The organism is Rossellomorea marisflavi, assembly GCF_022170785.1.
In the GTDB taxonomy this organism is placed as follows: domain Bacteria; phylum Bacillota; class Bacilli; order Bacillales; family Bacillaceae_B; genus Rossellomorea; species Rossellomorea marisflavi_B.
This window is the reverse complement of sequence record NZ_CP081870.1, coordinates 319,868-339,460: the sequence shown is the minus strand read 5'-3', so window position 1 is coordinate 339,460 and position 19,593 is coordinate 319,868. Positions and strand designations below refer to the sequence as shown.

At 49.5% G+C, this 19,593-nt stretch carries 16 protein-coding genes, 3 tRNA genes and 3 rRNA genes; 3 read left to right on the top strand and 19 right to left on the bottom strand.

The window, feature by feature from the left end; genetic code table 11:
* Positions 1 to 11 precede the first annotated feature (11 nt).
* The 6 genes from K6T23_RS01880 to groES all read right to left on the bottom strand — a co-directional run bounded on the left by K6T23_RS01880 (position 12) and on the right by groES (position 5,880).
* Positions 12 to 329, bottom strand: a complete 318-nt coding sequence (locus tag K6T23_RS01880) for a PTS fructose transporter subunit IIB (RefSeq protein WP_056541905.1) — start codon at positions 327 to 329, stop codon at positions 12 to 14.
* The gene (locus tag K6T23_RS01875) at positions 326 to 772 is read right to left on the bottom strand and encodes a PTS sugar transporter subunit IIA (protein WP_238283465.1); all 447 of its coding nucleotides are present in this window, start codon (positions 770 to 772) and stop codon (positions 326 to 328) included. The genes K6T23_RS01880 and K6T23_RS01875 overlap by 4 nt, the downstream gene beginning before the upstream one ends.
* Positions 762 to 2,252 carry a BglG family transcription antiterminator gene (locus tag K6T23_RS01870; RefSeq protein ID WP_238283464.1) on the bottom strand — a complete coding sequence of 497 codons (1,491 nt, stop codon included), beginning with the start codon at positions 2,250 to 2,252 and terminating at the stop codon, positions 762 to 764. The genes K6T23_RS01875 and K6T23_RS01870 overlap by 11 nt, the downstream gene beginning before the upstream one ends.
* A gap of 253 nt (positions 2,253 to 2,505) precedes the next feature.
* Complete coding sequence (locus tag K6T23_RS01865; protein WP_238283463.1) at positions 2,506 to 3,465, bottom strand: ROK family glucokinase; 960 nt, start codon at positions 3,463 to 3,465, stop codon at positions 2,506 to 2,508.
* Positions 3,466 to 3,896: 431 nt separating this feature from the next.
* Complete coding sequence (groL, locus tag K6T23_RS01860; protein WP_048007684.1) at positions 3,897 to 5,531, bottom strand: chaperonin GroEL; 1,635 nt, start codon at positions 5,529 to 5,531, stop codon at positions 3,897 to 3,899.
* A 61-nt stretch (positions 5,532 to 5,592) separates the two neighbouring features.
* Entirely contained in the window at positions 5,593 to 5,880 is a 288-nt protein-coding gene (groES, locus tag K6T23_RS01855; protein WP_048007685.1) for a co-chaperone GroES, read from the bottom strand.
* A gap of 282 nt (positions 5,881 to 6,162) precedes the next feature.
* Between groES and K6T23_RS01850 the strand changes: the two genes are divergently transcribed.
* Positions 6,163 to 6,906 (top strand): CPBP family intramembrane glutamic endopeptidase, encoded by a 744-nt coding sequence (locus tag K6T23_RS01850; RefSeq protein ID WP_056541923.1) that lies wholly within the window; start codon positions 6,163 to 6,165, stop codon positions 6,904 to 6,906.
* Positions 6,906 to 7,112: a YdiK family protein gene (locus K6T23_RS01845; RefSeq protein ID WP_048007687.1), complete on the top strand. Its 207-nt coding sequence runs from the start codon at positions 6,906 to 6,908 to the stop codon at positions 7,110 to 7,112. The genes K6T23_RS01850 and K6T23_RS01845 overlap by 1 nt, the downstream gene beginning before the upstream one ends.
* Positions 7,113 to 7,180: 68 nt before the next feature.
* Here K6T23_RS01845 and tatC read toward each other — a convergent pair whose 3' ends face one another.
* The 3 genes from tatC to K6T23_RS01830 are packed head-to-tail and all read right to left on the bottom strand — an operon-like array spanning position 7,181 to position 8,891.
* The gene (gene tatC, locus K6T23_RS01840) at positions 7,181 to 7,963 is read right to left on the bottom strand and encodes a twin-arginine translocase subunit TatC (RefSeq protein ID WP_056541926.1); all 783 of its coding nucleotides are present in this window, start codon (positions 7,961 to 7,963) and stop codon (positions 7,181 to 7,183) included.
* Between the two features lie 25 nt (positions 7,964 to 7,988).
* Positions 7,989 to 8,159: a twin-arginine translocase TatA/TatE family subunit gene (locus tag K6T23_RS01835; RefSeq protein ID WP_048007689.1), complete on the bottom strand. Its 171-nt coding sequence runs from the start codon at positions 8,157 to 8,159 to the stop codon at positions 7,989 to 7,991.
* A 54-nt stretch (positions 8,160 to 8,213) separates the two neighbouring features.
* Positions 8,214 to 8,891: a redox-sensing transcriptional repressor Rex gene (locus tag K6T23_RS01830; RefSeq protein ID WP_056541929.1), complete on the bottom strand. Its 678-nt coding sequence runs from the start codon at positions 8,889 to 8,891 to the stop codon at positions 8,214 to 8,216.
* 208 nt (positions 8,892 to 9,099) lie between these two features.
* Here K6T23_RS01830 and K6T23_RS01825 point away from each other — a divergent pair, with 208 nt between their 5' ends.
* Positions 9,100 to 11,031 (top strand): ABC-F family ATP-binding cassette domain-containing protein, encoded by a 1,932-nt coding sequence (locus tag K6T23_RS01825; RefSeq protein WP_238283462.1) that lies wholly within the window; start codon positions 9,100 to 9,102, stop codon positions 11,029 to 11,031.
* A gap of 364 nt (positions 11,032 to 11,395) precedes the next feature.
* Here K6T23_RS01825 and tsaD read toward each other — a convergent pair whose 3' ends face one another.
* The 10 genes from tsaD to K6T23_RS01775 form a co-directional block, all read right to left on the bottom strand.
* Entirely contained in the window at positions 11,396 to 12,412 is a 1,017-nt protein-coding gene (gene tsaD, locus K6T23_RS01820) for a tRNA (adenosine(37)-N6)-threonylcarbamoyltransferase complex transferase subunit TsaD (RefSeq protein WP_056541936.1), read from the bottom strand.
* The gene (gene rimI, locus K6T23_RS01815) at positions 12,409 to 12,831 is read right to left on the bottom strand and encodes a ribosomal protein S18-alanine N-acetyltransferase (protein ID WP_238283461.1); all 423 of its coding nucleotides are present in this window, start codon (positions 12,829 to 12,831) and stop codon (positions 12,409 to 12,411) included. The genes tsaD and rimI overlap by 4 nt, the downstream gene beginning before the upstream one ends.
* Positions 12,832 to 12,858: 27 nt before the next feature.
* Positions 12,859 to 13,560 carry a tRNA (adenosine(37)-N6)-threonylcarbamoyltransferase complex dimerization subunit type 1 TsaB gene (tsaB, locus tag K6T23_RS01810; RefSeq protein WP_056541941.1) on the bottom strand — a complete coding sequence of 234 codons (702 nt, stop codon included), beginning with the start codon at positions 13,558 to 13,560 and terminating at the stop codon, positions 12,859 to 12,861.
* The gene (gene tsaE / locus K6T23_RS01805) at positions 13,557 to 14,012 is read right to left on the bottom strand and encodes a tRNA (adenosine(37)-N6)-threonylcarbamoyltransferase complex ATPase subunit type 1 TsaE (protein ID WP_056541944.1); all 456 of its coding nucleotides are present in this window, start codon (positions 14,010 to 14,012) and stop codon (positions 13,557 to 13,559) included. Before tsaE ends, tsaB begins: the two co-directional genes overlap by 4 nt.
* Before the next feature lie 241 nt (positions 14,013 to 14,253).
* Positions 14,254 to 14,330, bottom strand: a tRNA-Asp gene (locus K6T23_RS01800).
* An 88-nt stretch (positions 14,331 to 14,418) separates the two neighbouring features.
* Positions 14,419 to 14,492: transfer RNA gene (locus K6T23_RS01795), tRNA-Met, on the bottom strand.
* A gap of 53 nt (positions 14,493 to 14,545) precedes the next feature.
* Positions 14,546 to 14,662 (bottom strand): 5S ribosomal RNA (gene rrf / locus K6T23_RS01790).
* Positions 14,663 to 14,775: 113 nt separating this feature from the next.
* Positions 14,776 to 17,709: ribosomal RNA gene (locus K6T23_RS01785) — 23S ribosomal RNA — on the bottom strand.
* Positions 17,710 to 17,867: 158 nt separating this feature from the next.
* Positions 17,868 to 19,418, bottom strand: a 16S ribosomal RNA gene (locus tag K6T23_RS01780).
* Together the 16S, 23S and 5S rRNA genes with 3 tRNA genes alongside form the textbook arrangement of a ribosomal RNA operon.
* A 90-nt stretch (positions 19,419 to 19,508) precedes the next feature.
* Positions 19,509 to 19,582 (bottom strand) — tRNA-Gly (locus K6T23_RS01775).
* Positions 19,583 to 19,593: the final 11 nt, after the last annotated feature.

Below are 19,593 nucleotides of genomic sequence, written 5' to 3'. Positions count from 1 at the left end.
TCGCCCCCTGTTTAGTTCTGCTGGCTGACAACCTCTGCCGCTTTTTGGATGAGTTTATTGGGTGACTTCACGGCGATTTCCGTCGTCACCTGGATGATGCGTTTCCCTTCAAAGCGCTCGCGTCCAGCAATTTTTACATCAGAAGCCAAGATGACGATATCCGCTTCATCGACCTGGTTTTGAGTCAGGGCATTTTCAACCCCGATGGTTCCCTGCGTTTCGATCTGGATCTCATGACCGGCTTTCTTCCCTGCGTTCTCCAGCTTTTCCTGTGCGATGTATGTGTGTGCGATTCCGACTGTGCATGCTGCTACTCCTACGATTTTCATTGTGATTCCTCCCTATTTGGTATGATTTTGTTGGTGAATGCTACTTCTTCTTCTGTCTCAAGAATTTCGTTAAGATGGTCTTCATCTGCCAGGGTGCGTGTGAAGCGGATGAGCTCTCTTTTTATCGTAGCGCTTTCATTTTGTTTCAATAAAAGCACGATCACTAACTGGATTTTTTCGATTCCTGCTTCCCATTGAATCGGTTCAGCCGGACGTATGACGATGATTTGACTCTTGTCCAGTTGGCTACTCTCGATATGGGGCATGACGACATGCTCTGCAATCTGGGTACTGCCCACCTTCTCCCGGTCATGGAAGGCCTGGAGAAGATGCTGCCGGGTCGACGAATCGGTCGATGCGTGATCGGCACAAAAGGAGTAGACTGATTCCCGTGATGCCAGCTCAGACCGGAAATGAACCTGATAGAGTGAGTTAGTGGCCACGCTGGATCACCTCGATCTTCGCCTGCAGTCGTTTCTGATCATCGGCTGTAAACATGGCGCTGACCAGTAAGGACGGGATCGGTACTTCTTCGGTGATCTGAACCGTACTCAAGATCAGATCGGCATCGGCATAGTTCTCCTGAATCATCCGGATATTGCGTGATGCGATCACATCGACGATCTCGAGTTCAGGGAACTTCTTCGCCACCTTCGCCTTCAACAGCTCGGATGTCCCGATCCCCGTCGTGCACATGATCAAGGTTTTCAGCGGTCGATGATGTTGACCGGTTTCAAGGGCCTTGGCAAAATACAGGGTGATGAAGCCGATCTCATCGTCATTTATGACCGGTAGCTTGAACGTTTCACTCACCATGCGGGACACTTTTTTCACCCCGGTGAAGACTTCTTCATACGTACTCTCGATCTGACTCAGTAGATTGTTCTGCACCCGGATTTTATGCGCCAGGCGATTCAGCATGGGCTTGATATGATTGGCAAGATCGATGAACATGGCCTTGTGATCAAACTCGATTCCCACTATGCTGCTCATATGATCGATATAGGCATTCGTCACGTCCATTACCTCTAATGAAAACGTGGACGTGATGGATAGCGACCCCTGCATGCGGGACGACACCAGATACTGATAGAGGAAATAGATTTCACTGTCCGGCAAAGGCGTATGCAGGTACTTCTCGATGTTCTGGATCGTCTTTTTTGCAACCGGATACAAAAAGTCGTTCATCATCGTATCCATTTCTTCTTCTGAAATTGTTCCGGAGAACATCCGTGTTGAAACCTTGCGTGAGCGGCTCAGTAAGATATACAAGTGAGAAAAAATGTTCACATTATACGGATAAGGGATCGTGATCTCCAGGTCCTCTTCAATCTTCCTCAGCTGATCCAGTATGAATAACACGTCATACTGATTGAATTGAAGCTCCTGATTCCTCTTCAAATCATCGAGGTCGATGGTGTTGAAGATCTCGATGGTGTCTTTAAGGGCCTTCCGGATATTGACCTCTTCTCCCAGAATCGCTAATGTCCGTCTCTTCCGCTCCAGGACCAGATGATATTTCTTCAGCTCTTCGCTCATCATCTGCTCATCATGGAAGGTAACAGATTCACCCACATAGTAATGGCTGAACAAGTGATACACATTGATCGGGGTGGGCGACAATAATAATAACTCTCCCATGATCCGTTTCCGTCTCTCCTGAGGAGTGAGCTGTCCTTGCTTCGGATTCGCCAGATGCTTCTGATACGCAATGAACTTCTCGTAATCCAGTCGGTAGCCTCTTCCCCGCTCGGACACGATCAATGGTTCCCCATCGCATTCTGCATTAATTTTATTAATCAACCGATAAACGGTCTTTTGTGAAACATTCAGTACTTCAAGGAGATCCTTCGATGTTACATACTCCTGCTTTTTTGAAAGATAGCGTAATAGATCTTGTTCATAACTGACTTTTGAACTCATCTCCTTACCTCCTTGTTTTCATGGTAACGCATACAACGTCCAATGATTCTCTGAAAAGTGACCGTTGCAACGGTCACTTTTTTAGGGCTCAACTTTCAATCTATGAAAAAAAGCCTCTCCACCCGTGGTCGAGCAGTAGACTCCCCCAATCGTCCTGGATATAGAAAAAACCTCTTCGCTCAACGAGCGAAGAGGTTCCATGATTTATGCATCTTCGTCCGATCTTACCGGACTTCAGCCTGCACGGATGATGTTATTTTTGCCGAGTCACCAATGAACCTGCACCAATCACACCTGCGTCATTTCCAAGCTGAGCCAGTTTCAACTTCGTGCTTGTCCGGATGGACGGGAAGGCGAACTGCTGGAAGTATTTCTCTACACCTTCCAAGAGCATGTCTCCCGCTGCCGAAACTCCACCGCCGATGACAATCGTCTCAGGGTTGAGGAGATTCCCAATGTTCGCACATGCAAGTCCAAGATAGAAGAAGAATTTATCGGCTACGATGACGGCGAGGGGATCGCCGGCTTTTGCCTGATCAAAGATGGTCTTGGCCGTCAATTCCTGTCCGTCATCAATCAATTCCTTTAATTCGGAATCACCAGCGTATTCCTCAGACAGATCCCTGGCGAGACGGACAACACCTGTCGCACTTGCCACGGTTTCCAAGCAACCATGATTCCCACACGTACAAAGGTACCCTTCAGGCTCGACGATCATATGACCGATCTCCCCTGCAGCCCCCACGTTTCCATGAAGAAGATTCTCTTCAGCAATGATGCCACCGCCGACACCCGTACCGAGAGTCACGAACACCACATCCTTGCCGTTTTCACCGGCACCTTTCCATCCTTCACCCAATGCAGCAACGTTCGCATCATTGTCGATATAAAGAGGGATCCCCGTACCCGCTTCGATCATTTGTCTAACCGGTATCAGGGTGCTCCAATTCAAATTATACGCTCCGATGACAGTCCCATTTTCCCGATCAACCGTCCCAGGAGAGCCCATGCCGATCCCCAAGAATGTATCAGCGCTCAACCCGTATAATTCCAAATGGTGATTAATCGACTCAATGATCTGTGGCACAATTTGCTTCCCATCGTTCCGGATATCCGTCCCAATGCTCCACTTCTGTTGAATCTCACCATCTTCAGTCATAATAGCAAATTTAACGGTGGTTCCACCTAAATCGATTCCCAATAGTTTTTTCATCTTTTTCCCTTCCTTTTGTGAACATTTGAACGAACGGATTCAATCTCGTCGAATGACGGGAATCCTTGAAGTCAATGTCGTTCTTTTTAGTAGTATAAACGCGTATGTCTGTTTATGAAAATGCTTTCATATTATGAGACAAGATAGCTCTTAGTTAAGTATATTTTGTTTGAGGTTCGGTATCAACTATTTGAAACATTTGGTTGTGGGGTCAACTCTTTTTGAAATTCTTATTCGATTCTTATCTACCTTTTATTAACTCAACTCTGAAGATACATTTAAAAGAGAAGCAATATGTTAATTAAAGATCTATTTTAAGAAAAAGGAGACTCCCACAAGTTTATGCAACTTGCGGGAGTCTCCTTGAAGTATGCGGACCGTTATCTAAGCAGAATGGTTCCCCATAATAAATCAGTGGTTTGAAGGGCAGATTACATCATGCCGCCCATTCCACCCATACCGCCCATTCCAGACATATCCGGCATACCGCCGCCTTCTTCTGGGATGTCAGCAACGACTGCTTCTGTAGTCAAGAACATAGCTGCTACAGATGCTGCGTTTTGGAGGGCAGATCGTGTTACTTTGGTTGGGTCGACGATTCCTTGTTCGATCATGTTGACCCATTCGCCTGTTGCGGCGTTGAAGCCTACGCCCACTTCTTCTTTCTTGAGGCGTTCCACGATGATGGAGCCTTCAAGGCCGGCGTTGTGTGCGATTTGACGGATTGGTTCTTCGAGTGCGCGAAGGACGATGTTGATTCCAGTAGCTACATCGCTGTCTGCTTCGATGGAAGCGACTTTATTGTAGACGTTCACTAGAGCCGTACCACCACCGGATACGATTCCTTCTTCGACTGCCGCACGTGTAGAGTTCAATGCGTCTTCGATGCGTAGTTTGCGCTCTTTGAGCTCGGTTTCAGTAGCAGCTCCGACTTTCACGACGGCTACTCCACCAGCAAGCTTCGCAAGGCGTTCTTGGAGTTTTTCTTTATCGAATTCAGAAGTAGATTCTTCTAATTGAGCACGGATTTGGTTTACGCGGGCTGCGATTTTTTCTGGATCTCCAGAGCCTTCGACAACCGTTGTGTTTTCTTTTGTGACAACGACTTTCGCTGCACGGCCGAGCTGTGTGATGTTGGCAGATTTCAGGTCAAGACCAAGGTCTTCTGTGATCACTTCTCCACCAGTCAATACGGCAAGGTCTTCAAGCATTGCTTTACGACGGTCACCGAATCCAGGTGCTTTGACAGCCACTGCGTTGAATGTACCGCGAAGTTTGTTCACAACAAGTGTTGCGAGGGCTTCGCCTTCAACATCTTCCGCTACCATCAATAGTGGTTTGCCTTGTTGTACGACTTGCTCAAGGACAGGAAGGACTTCCTGGATGTTGCCGATCTTTTTATCCGTGATCAGGATGTACGGATTATCAAGGACCGCTTCCATTTTGTCTGAGTCTGTCACCATGTATGGAGATGCATATCCACGGTCGAACTGCATACCTTCTACGACGTCAAGCTCAGTCGTGAATCCTTTTGATTCTTCGATGGTGATGACACCGTCGTTGCCTACGCGCTCCATGGCTTCAGCAATCAATTGGCCGACTTCTTCGTCCGCTGCAGAGATCGCTGCAACTTGTGCGATGGATTCTTTGCCTTCGATTGGTTTAGAGATGGCTTTCAGCTCTTCGACAGCCCCTTGGACAGCCTTCTCGATCCCTTTACGTACGCCGACAGGGTTTGCTCCTGCTGTTACGTTTTTAAGACCTTCACGGATCATCGCTTGCGCTAGGACCGTTGCAGTCGTTGTACCGTCACCGGCGATTTCATTTGTTTTGCTTGCGACTTCCGCTACAAGCTTCGCACCCATGTTTTCGAATGCATCTTCAAGCTCGATTTCTTTCGCAATGGTTACACCATCATTGGTGATGAGTGGAGAACCGAATTTCTTCTCAAGTACAACATTGCGACCTTTTGGTCCAAGTGTTACTTTTACTGCGTTTGCTAATTGGTCTACCCCGCGAAGCATGGAACGGCGTGCTTCTTCGCTGAATTTAATTTCTTTAGCCATTTCAAACGTCCTCCTTTAATATCAGTTCATGGTTGGTGCGTATATGTGTTGATTCGATTAATTATTCGCCTACGATGGCAAGGATATCGTTGTCACGAAGGATGAGATATTCTGTGCCTTGGTATTTCACTTCTGTACCAGAGTATTTACTGAAGATGATTCGATCGCCTACAGACACTTCAAGAGCGACGCGCTCACCGTTGTCAAGAACGCGACCTGTACCTACAGCGACAATCTTACCTTCTTGCGGTTTTTCCTTAGCAGAATCCGGGAGTACGATACCGCTTGCTGTCTTTTCTTCTGTTTCGACTAGCTCGATTACGACGCGATCACCTAGTGGTTTTAACAAGTGAAACAACCTCCTTGAAAATATGTAGATTGGTTTTTAGCACTCGCTTAACATGAGTGCTAACACAGTTATTATATTAAATAATTCGTTTTCATTTTGCAAGAGTCCTGCTTAAAAATTTTTTCGTCATTTTCCCCCTTTTTTCACACCTCACTATCCTATGTGGCGATTCCCGGCAATATTCCCATGACCGTGAGATTTGAACAGTTCCGCATTTATTAGTAGAATTGTACAAGGGTCTGTCCTGTCAGGCCTAAGGCTTGCTTAAAAGGAGATAAAACGTTGAATAAACATTATGGATACATTTTGATCGCCTATATTGTCATGCAGCTCGCCGGTGCGGTTGGACCGCTCCTGTTTTATAAGGCCGGCACAGAAGTGTTTGGACAGACGAAAGAATACATGCAGCAGGTGGCCGTCGGTTCCTGGCTGATCTTCAGCTTTGCCGCGACCTTGATCATCGTCCTGCTCATCCTGAGAAAAAGCTCACCATCGAAACTTAAGCTCGAGCGCTCTGCCCCTGCAGGCGCCGGGATTTCCATCGTCTGGGCCGTCGTCGGGATCTTCATGGCGTTCTTCGCACAAGCCATCGCCATCCAGATCGAGACCCTCCTCGGCATCCAGGCCGGTTCTGAAAACACACAGAACATCATGGGCATCGTGGACAATGTTCCCCTTGCCATGATCGTCGTTGCCATCATCGGGCCGATCCTGGAAGAAATCGTGTTCAGGAAGATCATTTTTGGGGCACTCTATCAGCGAATGAACTTTTTCTTCGCCGCATTGATCAGCTCCGTGATTTTCGCCCTTGCCCACTTCGAGCCGGTACATGTGATCCTGTACTCTGCCATGGGCTTCACGTTTGCCTTCCTATATGTACGAACGAAACGAATCCTCGTACCGATCTGCGCCCATGTGGCCATGAATACGATGGTGGTCATCATGCAGACCGTCTACCGGGATGAAATCGAAAAGATCATGAATGAAGCTGAAAAAATACAAGGATTTATTGGAGGTTTCCTATAATGAGACGATCACCCCTGTTCTCCGGCGTGATTTACATTCTTCTTGGGGTGCTGTTCACCTATTTTGCCATCCATACGGTCCGGGATACAGGCTGGGGATTTTTCACCTATATGCTGATCTTCCTTGCCACGCTGGACTTTGGTTCGGGCATCCGCATGGTCCTGCTCCACTTCAGGATCAAGCAGCAGCTGAACCAGAAGAAATAAGCCGCTTAAAACAAAAACCGGATCCATCCGACTTCGTTTCCATGAAGATCGGGTGGATCCGGTTTTCTTTATCCTTTGCGCTGTTTCAACTCTTCTTCCACGCGTTCGATTTCCATCTGCTGCTCGGCCTCAAGGTATTTCTTGTAGCCGATCCGTGAAATCGCGATGCTGATTTCATAAAGGACCAACATCGGCAGGGTCACCATCATATGGGAGACGATGTCCGGCGGCGTGATGAGGGCGGCGATCACAAGGAGGATGAAGTAGGCGACTTTCCTTGCCTTCGCCATCATCATCGGCGTGATGATCCCGAGCCTCGTCAGGAACAGCATCACCACTGGCAGCTGGAACAGCAGACCGAATGGAAGGGTGATCTGGAAGAGGAATTGGAAGTACTCATTAATCCCGATCACCTGCTGGATATCGAGATCTCCTGATAGCCGCATCATGAACGATACAACATACGGGAACAGAATGAAGTAGGAAAATGCCAGTCCACCTAGGAACAGCAGGACGGACACCGGTATGTAGCTCAGGGTCACCTTCCGCTCCTTCTCATAAAGACCGGGGGATATGAATGACCATACTTGATAGAGGATAACCGGTGACGTCATGACCGCCGCGATGAACATGATCATTTCCATATAGATCTTGAGTGGATCCGTCACGCGGAAGGCATTCATCGTCATTTCTTTTGCTTCATCCGCATGCTGCAGGTACTTGATGAGCGGTTCGGCAAGGAAGAAGCTTGCCACAACGGCTAACAAGAAGAAAACGACTACAAACATGAGTCGTTTCTGCAATTCTCCTATATGTTCAAAGACTGTCATATCCTTTTGAGTTTGACTCATGGCGCACATCCTACTTTACTTGGCTTTACTTGGCACTTTTGTTCTTATCGTCTTCATCATCCGCTAAGCCTTTGGTTGCGTTCTTGAATTCACGTAGTGTATTGCCGGCTGCTTTGCCAAGCTCCGGTAATTTTTTCGGGCCAAAAATTAAAAGGGCCACCACTGCAATCAGCACCATACTTCCAGGACCTACCATAATGAGACACCTCCCCTTATATGCTTCTATCATAACGCAAATGGTCAGAATTTTCTATTCCGTTACGATTCCATCTTGTGACATTTCCGTGTCTTCCCCTGAGTAATGCTTGAGGAAGTAGACAAGTGACTGAAGTTCCACGGCCAGATCGATGTGATGGACCCTGATATGATCAGGAACCGTCAGGCGTGCAGGTGTGAAGTTCAGGATCCCCTTGATCTTCGAAGACACAAGGCGATCTGTGATATTTTGAGCAGATGAGGCCGGCACAGTCAGGATCGCGACTTCGATATCCATCCCCTTCAGCTTCTCCTCCAGCTCATCCATATGGTGGACGGGCACATCGCTGATTTCCGTCCCCACCTTCGTTTCATCCACCTCGAAGGCCATTTCGATCTTTGTATTGTTATTCTTTATGAAATTGTAATGAAGAAAAGCCGTTCCGAGATTCCCCACGCCGATCAATACGACCTTCGTCAGTTCATCCTGGTCAAGCGTTTCCCTGAAAAAGGATAGGAGATAATTCACATTATACCCATAGCCCTTCTTCCCTAACGCTCCAAAATAGGAGAAATCCCTCCGGATGGTCGCGGAATCCACTTTCACGGCTTCGCTTAACTCCTTCGACGATACCCGCTGCTTACCTGAAGCATACAGATTCTTGATGAAGCGGTAGTATAGCGGAAGGCGCTTGGCCGTTGCCTGTGGAATTTTCGTTGTTTCCTGATTCATCTCTTGTATTCCCCCACATCTTATAAACCCTCTTCTTCCTGGTCTGTCAGCGCTTCCAAAAAGAAGGTATATCTTTTATCTATTTTCCATCATACACTCTATTCTATCCTATTTGTATCCAGATTAATAGTCATAGTTCCTCCCCTTTTATTGCCGTCCACCTGGGAAATACGGTACACTAGCACTAATGAAACAGAGGTGAACCGACATGATTCTATTACAAGTGAATCAGCTGACCAAAAATTTTGGCGCAGATAATATATTGACCAATATCAAATTGGAGATCCAAACCAAGGACCGGGTCGCCCTCGTCGGCCGCAACGGTGCCGGCAAATCGACCCTCCTGAAGATCATCGCAGGCCAGCTGTCCCATGACTCCGGAGAGATCACGAAGCCAAAGGGTGTGAGCATCGGCTACCTGGCCCAGAATACAGGCCTCGAGTCGGAGCTTTCCATTTGGGGCGAGATGCTGACGGTATTCGAACACCTCCTCCAACAGGAAAAGCAGCTTAGGAGGTTGGAAGCAGAGATGGCGGATCCGTCCGTCTATGAAGATGAAGACCGCTATCAGCGGGTACTGAAGGAATACGACGAACTTCAAGTCACCTTCAAGGAGTCCGGTGGCTATCAGTATGAAGCCGATATCCGCTCCGTCCTCCACGGATTGAATTTCGCTTCCTTCGACCACGGGACGAAGATCTCCACCCTTTCCGGTGGTCAGAAGACCCGCCTCGCCCTTGCGAAGCTCCTCCTGACCAAGCCTGATATCCTCATCCTCGATGAGCCGACGAACCATCTGGACATCGAGACGCTTTCCTGGCTCGAAGGGTATCTTCAAGGCTATCCGGGTGCCGTACTCATCGTTTCACATGACCGCTACTTCTTGGATAGCGTCGTGAACCAGGTGTATGAGATTTCCCGGAACCGGAGCAAGAAGTTTGTGGGGAACTACAGCAAATACCTCGAACAGAAGGCGCTGGATTACGAGAAGGATCTCAAGCTCTATGAGCGCCAGCAGCAGGAGGTCGCAAAGCTCGAAGACTTCGTCCAGCGCAATATCGCCCGTGCCTCCACCACAAAGATGGCCCAGAGCAGGCGAAAGAAACTTGAGCGCATGGAACTTATGGACAGGCCGCAAGGTGACGAAAAGTCTGCCTCCTTCGCCTTCCAGATCGATCGCCCGAGCGGGAATGACGTCCTTCACGTCAATGACCTCACCATCGGGTACGAGGACGGGGAAGCCATCGCCTCCCATATCGACTTCTCCATCAAAAAAGGGGACAGCATCGCCCTTGTCGGACCGAACGGGATCGGTAAGTCCACCCTCCTCAAGACCCTGGTGAACAAGTTGCAGGCACTGAGTGGGGACTTCAAATTCGGATCCAATGTATCCATCTCTTACTATGATCAGCAGCAAGCGGACCTTTCGTCTAACAAATCGGTCCTCAATGAACTGTGGGATGAATACCCGATGAGGAATGAAAAAGAAATCAGGACCGTCCTCGGGAACTTCCTCTTCACGGGTGAAGACGTCCTGAAACCCGTCAACACCCTGAGCGGAGGGGAAAAGGCCCGCCTCGCCCTCTCCAAGATGATGATGGAAAAAGGCAACGTCCTCATCCTCGATGAGCCGACGAACCATCTCGACCTAGATAGCAAAGAGGTGCTCGAGAATGCCCTTATCGACTACCCGGGCACGATCCTGTTCGTATCCCATGACCGCTACTTCATCAACCGCATCGCCACCAAGGTGATCGAGCTATCCACAGGCGGATCCACCGAATACCTCGGGGATTACGACTACTATCTCCATAAACTTGCGGAGCAGGAAGAGCTCGCCGCCCTGGAACAGACGAATGCAGAACCGGTCAAGGCTACGCAGCAAAAGCAGTCGCATAAGATTGATAAAGAAGCCAAAAAGCTTGAGCGTCAACGAAAACGGCGCATTGAAGAGATCGAAGAGAAGATGACCGTACTGGAAGGGTCCATCGAAGAAAAAGAAACCCTCCTGTGCGATCCGGATATTTTCCAGGATCACGAACGGGTTCAGACTTTGAATGACGAACTGACCATTGCCAAAGAAGAAATGGATGTTCTTTTGGAAGAGTGGACGGAGCTGGAAGAATTAGTGGAAGAGTAAAACAGAAGCGGTTCAAGGTCGAAATGACCTTGAACCGCTTCTTTGGTTAGTGAGATGGTATAAACGGGTAAAGTATAGGGAAGTGCTTCTTTTAGAAAAAACCCTCCACTATTCATCCACATGATTATCCACATTTCCACCCTCGTCATTTCTATATCCACAATCGTTTTCCACACTATCCACAATTATCGGTTGATTTATCCACATTATCCACATTCCAAATTCTACATATCCCCAACTGTTTTTCACAATCCATTCACATCTTACGCACTACTTATCCCCAAATTATCCACAGACTGTTGATAAAACGTACGTTCCCAATAAAAAACCTCGAACGGACGATTCCATTCGAGGTGTAATCTTATTAAAACTGTTCCAGATCCAATCCCGGATTTGCGTTCATATCCAGTCCGCCACGCTTGCCTTGTTCAAACAGGATGGTTCCTGCAGCGGCAATCATGGCCGCATTATCCGTACACAGGGACAGGGGCGGGACGATGAGCTCACACGCATGGCTTTCAAACGTGGTCTCCAACGTCTCGCGCAGCCCTTTATTGGCCGCAACTCCACCTGCTAGAAGAAGTTGTCCCACACCGTATTCTTCCACAGCCCTTTTCGCCTTCGTCACGAGTACATCAATGACGCTTGCCTGGAAGCTTGCTGCGAGATCCTCCGGCTTGATCTCATTCCCCTTCTGCTTTGCATTATGGAGAGTATTGATCACGGACGACTTTAAGCCGCTGAAGCTGAAATCATAGGATCCTTCCTCAAGCCACGCCCTTGGAAGGTCGATGACCGGCTCCCCTTCATGGGCCAGACGATCGATATGGGGACCACCAGGGTACGGGAGCCCTAGCGTACGGGCCACTTTATCATATGCCTCCCCGGCTGCGTCATCACGCGTCTCCCCGATCACTTCGAACTCACCGTGCCCCTTCATGAGGACAAGCTCCGTATGCCCTCCTGATACCACCAGGGATAGGAGGGGGAACGTCATTTCATGAATGAGGCGGTTGGCATAGATATGTCCGGCAATATGATGGACACCGACCAACGGTTTGTTATGTGCAAATGCAAGGGCCTTGGCTGCATTGACGCCAATTAACAGCGCTCCTACAAGTCCCGGTCCTTCCGTCACCGCGATGCAGTCGACGTCTTCCATCGTCATCTCTGCTTGATCGAGGGCTTCCTGGAGGACAAACGTCACCTGCTCCACATGATGCCGCGACGCAATCTCCGGCACGACACCACCGAAGCGCTTATGGCTTTCAATCTGAGATGAGACAACATTACTGACGATTTCCGTCCCATTCTTCACGATGGAAACGGCCGTTTCATCACAGCTGGTTTCAATTCCTAATACGAACGTATCTTTCATCATAAATTCACCCACATTACTAAAGCATCCTCTTGATTATCAGAATAATATCGTTTCCGGATCCCGCCGTTTTGGAATCCGAGTTTCCTATACAGGCTCTGTGCTGGCACATTGCTCACCCGGGCCTCGAGGGTCATGACCCTCGCACCTGACTCTATGGCCATCTCCATGATCTTGCGCATGAGAAGCTCCCCGTACCCCTTCCCTCGGTGGGAAGGAAGGACGGCCACATTCGTGATATGCGCTTCATCCACGACCATCCATACGCCACAGTAGCCCGCAATCCCACTTTCATCTTCAATGACGATATACATGGACAGATGGTTCTCTTCCATTTCACTTATGAACGCTTCCCGACTCCACGGAACGGTGAAGGATTGTTCTTCAATTTCCATGACGGCATCCACGTCATCGACTGTCATAAATCGTATCTCCATTATGCACAAGTCCTATTCTTCGTTAGATTTCTGGGCTTCGAGCCATTTCACTTCGGCTTCCGCCATACGGATATAGTTTGGCAGCACCTCATGGGCCGTCGATTCTTCCATACCCATCCCGAGATAGGCAAGCTCAGACGGTCTCGGATTATGGCTCACTAACGGTGCCAGAACTGCCTTTTCCCCAAGAGCTTCCTGTATTGCTTCTGCATGGATCCCTGTATCATTCCCGACGAACAGGATCTCTCCCTCATAGCTCTTGAGTTCCTCCACCCAATCCGTGAGCATCACATTCCGGTCCTCAAGTACATTCTCAAGCTTCCCTTCCCGGAAACGGTAAAGTCCCGTGTAAACCTGTCCACGCCTCGCATCAAAGATCGGGGAAAGATACCCGTTGAAGTAGCGTCCCGATGAAGCAAGTACAGCCAGGCTCGATACAGGCACGAGGGGAATATCGAGGGACCAGGCAAGCGTCTTCGCAAGCGTGACCCCGATCCTGACGCCCGTATAAGACCCGGGTCCATTTGCCACGACGATCTTCGTCAACTCCTTGACGTCCGTATCGCAGTCCTTCAGCAGCTGCTCCACGGCAGGCATCGCCTTCAGGGAATGATTCCGCTTCACATTGGTCATATATTCACCGATCACCTTATTCTCATCAATCAGTGCGACCCCCAACGGGAAGTTTGATGTATCTATCGCTAAAATCTTCATGCCATTATCTCCTCACAAAGCTTGCGGTACCGATCTCCCACCGGCTCCAGCACAATTCTTCTTTCCGTATCACCGGTACGATAAATGCCGATGGCCAACCGCTCTCCCGGCAGCTGATCTTCTATCAGATGAGCCCATTCCACGACCGTGACCCCTTCACCTTCAAAATACTCGTCAAATCCAAGGTCCTCAAACGAATCATCCAGTCGATACACATCCATATGATAAAGGGGCAGATTCCCCTTGTATTCCTTGATGATCGTGAAGGTAGGACTGTTGACCGTCCGCTTGATGCCAAGACCTAGGGCCAACCCCTTTGTAAACGTCGTCTTTCCGGCTCCAAGATCCCCCTCAAGGGTCAGGACATCCCCGGGAGCCAACAGACCCGCAAGCCTCTTGGAAAAAGCACCCGTTTCTTCAGGATTGCTGCTGATATATTCAAACTCACTCATAATGATCTCCTTACCATCTGTATAAGTATAAAAAAACCTTAGGATCTGCAATACCTAAGGGATATCTTCTATATGTAGTGTACCCTTTTTGGGCGTATCGAGTAAAGCCAACGCGCCGAGTTCCCTCATATTTCTACCTGTTTGTCCCGATAAAATACAAAAACCGCAGCTATGCAACTGCGGTCTACTTAGAAGGATTCAAAATAAAAAAACGAATCTGCATTCGTTTTAAAAAACAAAATGGCGGTCCGGACGGGACTCGAACCCGCGACCTCCTGCGTGACAGGCAGGCATTCTAACCAACTGAACTACCGGACCAACTTTTTTTCGCGCTAGCGAAAATAAAGATCATTGCTCTTCGCATCAGCGAAAATTCACATTCAGATCATTTAAGATCAAAATGGTATTGCGGGGACAGGATTTGAACCTGCGACCTTCGGGTTATGAGCCCGACGAGCTACCGAACTGCTCCACCCCGCGACGATAATAATAAGTATATGCAGCCTATTTAAAGGTTATGCATAAAAATAACTGCCTGGCGACGTCCTACTCTCACAGGGGGAGATCCCCCAACTACCATCGGCGCTGAAGAGCTTAACTTCCGTGTTCGGCATGGGAACGGGTGTGACCTCTTCGCCAATGTCACCAGACAGGTATTCCATTGAAAGAATTGTTCTTTCAAAACTAGATAAAGGGTTGATAGTCAATCATTACCGGCGTATCGTCCAGTCCGGGAGGCGCGAAGCGCCTCCTTCGTCTTACTTTGGTTAAGTCCTCGATCGATTAGTATCAGTCAGCTCCATGTGTCGCCACACTTCCACCTCTGACCTATCTACCTGATCATCTTTCAGGGATCTTACTCACATAAAGTGATGGGAAATCTCATCTCGAGGGGGGCTTCATGCTTAGATGCTTTCAGCACTTATCCCTTCCGCACATAGCTACCCAGCGATGCCTTTGGCAAGACAACTGGTACACCAGCGGTGCGTCCATCCCGGTCCTCTCGTACTAAGGACAGCTCCTCTCAAATTTCCTGCGCCCACGACGGATAGGGACCGAACTGTCTCACGACGTTCTGAACCCAGCTCGCGTACCGCTTTAATGGGCGAACAGCCCAACCCTTGGGACCGACTACAGCCCCAGGATGCGATGAGCCGACATCGAGGTGCCAAACCTCCCCGTCGATGTGGACTCTTGGGGGAGATAAGCCTGTTATCCCCGGGGTAGCTTTTATCCGTTGAGCGATGGCCCTTCCATGCGGAACCACCGGATCACTAAGCCCGACTTTCGTCCCTGCTCGACTTGTAGGTCTCGCAGTCAAGCTCCCTTGTGCCTTTACACTCTGCGAATGATTTCCAACCATTCTGAGGGAACCTTTGGGCGCCTCCGTTACTCTTTAGGAGGCGACCGCCCCAGTCAAACTGCCCACCTGACACTGTCTCCCACCCCGATAAGGGGCGCGGGTTAGAATGTCAACACAGCCAGGGTAGTATCCCACCGACGCCTCCACCGAAGCTAGCGCTCCGGCTTCCAAGGCTCCTACCTATCCTGTACAAGCTGTGCCAAAATTCAATATCAGGCTACAGTAAAGCTCCACGGGGTCTTTCCGTCCTGTCGCGGGTAACCTGCATCTTCACAGGTACTATAATTTCACCGAGTCTCTCGTTGAGACAGTGCCCAGATCGTTACGCCTTTCGTGCGGGTCGGAACTTACCCGACAAGGAATTTCGCTACCTTAGGACCGTTATAGTTACGGCCGCCGTTTACTGGGGCTTCGATTCGCACCTTCGCTTGCGCTAAGCACTCCTCTTAACCTTCCAGCACCGGGCAGGCGTCAGCCCCTATACTTCGCCTTACGGCTTCGCAGAGACCTGTGTTTTTGCTAAACAGTCGCCTGGGCCTATTCACTGCGGCTCTCTCGGGCTTGCACCCTACCAGAGCACCCCTTCTCCCGAAGTTACGGGGTCATTTTGCCGAGTTCCTTAACGAGAGTTCTCTCGCTCACCTTAGGATTCTCTCCTCGCCTACCTGTGTCGGTTTGCGGTACGGGCACCATCTTCCTCGCTAGAGGCTTTTCTTGGCAGTGTGGAATCAGGAACTTCGCTACTATAATTCGCTCGCTATCACAGCTCAGCCTTCACGATGATGGGATTTGCCTCATCATCAGCCTAACTGCTTAGACGCACATATCCAGCAGTGCGCTTACCCTATCCTCCTGCGTCCCCCCATTGCTCAAATGGAAGAAAGGTGGTACAGGAATATCAACCTGTTGTCCATCGTCTACGCCTATCGGCCTCGACTTAGGTCCCGACTAACCCTGAGCGGACGAGCCTTCCTCAGGAAACCTTAGGCATTCGGTGGATGGGATTCTCACCCATCTTTCGCTACTCATACCGGCATTCTCACTTCTAAGCACTCCACCAGTCCTTACGGTCTAGCTTCGCAGTCCTTAGAACGCTCTCCTACCACTGACACCAAACGGTGTCAATCCACAGCTTCGGTGATACGTTTAGCCCCGGTACATTTTCGGCGCAGAGTCACTCGACCAGTGAGCTATTACGCACTCTTTAAATGGTGGCTGCTTCTAAGCCAACATCCTGGTTGTCTAAGCAACTCCACATCCTTTTCCACTTAACGTATACTTTGGGACCTTAGCTGGTGGTCTGGGCTGTTTCCCTTTCGACTACGGATCTTATCACTCGCAGTCTGACTCCCATGGATAAGTCTTTGGCATTCGGAGTTTGTCTGAATTCGGTAACCCGATGAGGGCCCCTAGTCCAAACAGTGCTCTACCTCCAAGACTCTTACAACATGAGGCTAGCCCTAAAGCTATTTCGGAGAGAACCAGCTATCTCCAGGTTCGATTGGAATTTCTCCGCTACCCACACCTCATCCCCGCACTTTTCAACGTGCGTGGGTTCGGACCTCCATCCAGTGTTACCTGGACTTCATCCTGGACATGGGTAGATCACCTGGTTTCGGGTCTACGACCACATACTCATTCGCCCTATTCAGACTCGCTTTCGCTGCGGCTCCGTCTTCTCAACTTAACCTTGCATGGGATCGTAACTCGCCGGTTCATTCTACAAAAGGCACGCCATCACCCGTTAACGGGCTCTGACTACTTGTAGGCACACGGTTTCAGGTTCTATTTCACTCCCCTTCCGGGGTGCTTTTCACCTTTCCCTCACGGTACTGGTTCACTATCGGTCACTAGGGAGTATTTAGCCTTGGGAGATGGTCCTCCCAGCTTCCGACGGGATTTCACGTGTCCCGCCGTACTCAGGATCCACTCAAGAGGGAACGAAGTTTCGACTACAGGGTTGTTACCTTCTTTGACGAGCCTTTCCAGACTTCTTCGTCTACCCCGTTCCTTTGTAACTCCGTATAGAGTGTCCTACAACCCCAAGAGGCAAGCCTCTTGGTTTGGGCTAATCCCGTTTCGCTCGCCGCTACTCAGGGAATCGCATTTGCTTTCTCTTCCTCCAGGTACTTAGATGTTTCAGTTCCCTGGGTCTGCCTTCCATGCTCTATGTATTCAAGCAAGGATACTGTTCCATTACGAACAGTGGGTTCCCCCATTCGGAAATCTTCGGATCAGCTCACTTACAGCTCCCCGAAGCATATCGGTGTTAGTCCCGTCCTTCGTCGGCTCCTAGTGCCAAGGCATCCACCGTGCGCCCTTATTAACTTAACCGAATTGGTTAAAAACCTAAAATGGCGATACTCGGTAATTTCTTGACTATCAATAAAACTTTATCTAGTTTTCAAAGAACAATATAGAAGATGGATTTAAACCATCAAAACTGAACAAAACTTCGACGTCGTCAAACGTTTTAAGTAAATCTTCCTTAGAAAGGAGGTGATCCAGCCGCACCTTCCGATACGGCTACCTTGTTACGACTTCACCCCAATCATCTGTCCCACCTTAGGCGGCTGGCTCCAAAAGGTTACCTCACCGACTTCGGGTGTTACAAACTCTCGTGGTGTGACGGGCGGTGTGTACAAGGCCCGGGAACGTATTCACCGCGGCATGCTGATCCGCGATTACTAGCGATTCCAGCTTCATGTAGGCGAGTTGCAGCCTACAATCCGAACTGAGAACGGTTTTATGGGATTGGCTAAACCTCGCGGTCTTGCAGCCCTTTGTACCGTCCATTGTAGCACGTGTGTAGCCCAGGTCATAAGGGGCATGATGATTTGACGTCATCCCCACCTTCCTCCGGTTTGTCACCGGCAGTCATCTTAGAGTGCCCAACTGAATGCTGGCAACTAAGATCAAGGGTTGCGCTCGTTGCGGGACTTAACCCAACATCTCACGACACGAGCTGACGACAACCATGCACCACCTGTCACTCTGTCCCCCGAAGGGGAAAGCCCTATCTCTAGGGTTGTCAGAGGATGTCAAGACCTGGTAAGGTTCTTCGCGTTGCTTCGAATTAAACCACATGCTCCACCGCTTGTGCGGGCCCCCGTCAATTCCTTTGAGTTTCAGTCTTGCGACCGTACTCCCCAGGCGGAGTGCTTAATGCGTTAGCTGCAGCACTAAAGGGCGGAAACCCTCTAACACTTAGCACTCATCGTTTACGGCGTGGACTACCAGGGTATCTAATCCTGTTTGCTCCCCACGCTTTCGCGCCTCAGTGTCAGTTACAGACCAGAAAGTCGCCTTCGCCACTGGTGTTCCTCCAAATATCTACGCATTTCACCGCTACACTTGGAATTCCACTTTCCTCTTCTGCACTCAAGTTCCCCAGTTTCCAATGACCCTCCACGGTTGAGCCGTGGGCTTTCACATCAGACTTAAGAAACCACCTGCGCGCGCTTTACGCCCAATAATTCCGGACAACGCTTGCCACCTACGTATTACCGCGGCTGCTGGCACGTAGTTAGCCGTGGCTTTCTGGTTAGGTACCGTCAAGGCGCCGCCCTATTCGAACGGCACTTGTTCTTCCCTAACAACAGAGTTTTACGATCCGAAAACCTTCTTCACTCACGCGGCGTTGCTCCGTCAGACTTTCGTCCATTGCGGAAGATTCCCTACTGCTGCCTCCCGTAGGAGTCTGGGCCGTGTCTCAGTCCCAGTGTGGCCGATCACCCTCTCAGGTCGGCTACGCATCGTCGCCTTGGTGAGCCATTACCTCACCAACTAGCTAATGCGCCGCGGGTCCATCTGTAAGTGATAGCCGAAGCCACCTTTCAACCTTCCCCCATGCGGGGGTAGGTGTTATCCGGTATTAGCCCCGGTTTCCCGGAGTTATCCCAGTCTTACAGGCAGGTTACCCACGTGTTACTCACCCGTCCGCCGCTGATCTCAGGGAGCAAGCTCCCATCGATCCGCTCGACTTGCATGTATTAGGCACGCCGCCAGCGTTCGTCCTGAGCCAGGATCAAACTCTCCATAAAAAGTTTGAATAGCTCTTTTAAAAATAAATCTAGAATTAACGTTGACGTTTTTGTCTTGTTTTGTTCAGTTTTCAAGGTTCAAATAAATAGTGGAGCGGGTGATGGGAATCGAACCCACGACATCAGCTTGGAAGGCTGAGGTTTTACCATTAAACTACACCCGCATGAAATTGTG